Origin of the sequence: uncultured Streptococcus sp. (assembly GCF_938036805.1) — a bacterium.
In the GTDB taxonomy this organism is placed as follows: domain Bacteria; phylum Bacillota; class Bacilli; order Lactobacillales; family Streptococcaceae; genus Streptococcus.
Map to the genome: position 1 here is coordinate 1 of NZ_CALHWC010000001.1, position 1,360 is coordinate 1,360.

Sequence of the window (1,360 nt, forward strand, 5' to 3'; positions counted from 1 at the left end):
CCACTCAACCACTGCGTCTTGCTCGACAATCCAAAGACAATTGAGAGGCTGGGACAAAAGTCCCAGCCTCTGAGTTCATTTCTTAAAAAATTGGTCGTTGAAAGCTCAGAAAAATCAGAATAGTTGCTAATCCAAGGTAGGCTGCCAGTGCTAAAAACCGCTGAGTCTTGCTAAAAGCATAGCGCTCTCCTGACACTGGTAAAATTACAGCCCCTAAAGCTCCGCCGACTAGACCACCCAAGTGACCTGGAAGGCTAATTCCCGGTAAAAAACTCATGATTAAGTTGACAACGAGCAGACTCATATAGGATTGACCCAACTGCTGGAGATAGTAGTTTCGCGTAGCATAACGAAGCACAACAATCGAAGCAAAAAGTCCAAAAAGCGAGGTAGAAGCGCCAGCTGCTAAACTGTTGGGTGAAAAATAGACAACAAATAAATTTCCCAGCACCCCCGACATCAGGTAAAGTATCAAGAATTTCAAAGAACCAAAGATGGCTTCGATTTGTCGGCCAAGGAAGTAGAGCGTTAGCATATTGACCACAAAATGCTCCAAACCAATGTGGATAAAAATAGCAGCAAAAACCCGCCAAAACTGCTCCGGAAAAGCTTGAATAGTATAACCGTGCACAGCTCCAAAGCGATACAAGGCTTCTGAATTGCTGTATTGAAAACCGTAAGAAAGAATCATCAAGACAAAGACAAGACTTGTTGCTATAAGCAAAGTGCTTGTCACTGGATAATCTCTATCATAGATTTGTTTCATACATGATTAACTCCTTTACTGCAACATCATGTTGGGCTGGCGTAAAATCCTCTTGCTGGACTTGATAAATGGTGCTGACACTCGTCCCCTCATAATCATCCAAATAGCGATCGTAGTACCCACCGCCATAGCCAATCCGAAAGCCTTGAGAATTGAAGACCACGCCCGGCACATGAATCAGATCAATCTCCGTCTTCTCCACAGCCTCTTCGCTCATCGGCTCCAGCAGGCCAAAAGAGCTTTTTTGCAGGCGACTTTCATCATAATCCACAAATATCATCCGACCCTGGCCATAGGTCTTAGGCACTAAAACCCGCTTGCCGTCCAACTGAGCCTGCTTGATAAAGGCTGCAGTTGAGACTTCATGCGGCATGGAAAGATAGGTAGCAATAACCTGAGATTTTTGATAAGCTGCTGAACTGAGCAAGTGCTGGGTCAGCCAGTTATCTGCCTGCTCTTTTTCTTTTCCTGTCAGTTTCTTCATCTGGTTCAGTACAGTTTGTCTCAGCTCTTTTTTCATGCAGCTCGTCCACCTTTTTCTTATCTTTCGTTGATTTTATAATCTAGGAATTTCCCAATCTTTTCAATAGCAAA

The 1,360-nt window shown here is 43.9% G+C and carries 2 protein-coding genes; both read right to left on the reverse strand.

The genetic code is table 11. From position 1 onward, the window contains the following. Positions 1-82 precede the first annotated feature (82 nt). Complete coding sequence (locus tag Q0191_RS00005) at positions 83-766, reverse strand: rhomboid family intramembrane serine protease (protein WP_297662647.1); 684 nt, start codon at positions 764-766, stop codon at positions 83-85. Continuing rightward, a complete protein-coding gene (locus tag Q0191_RS00010) occupies positions 750-1,286 on the reverse strand; it encodes a 5-formyltetrahydrofolate cyclo-ligase (protein ID WP_297662649.1) in 537 nt (178 codons plus the stop codon). Before Q0191_RS00010 ends, Q0191_RS00005 begins: the two co-directional genes overlap by 17 nt. Positions 1,287-1,360 lie beyond the last annotated feature (74 nt).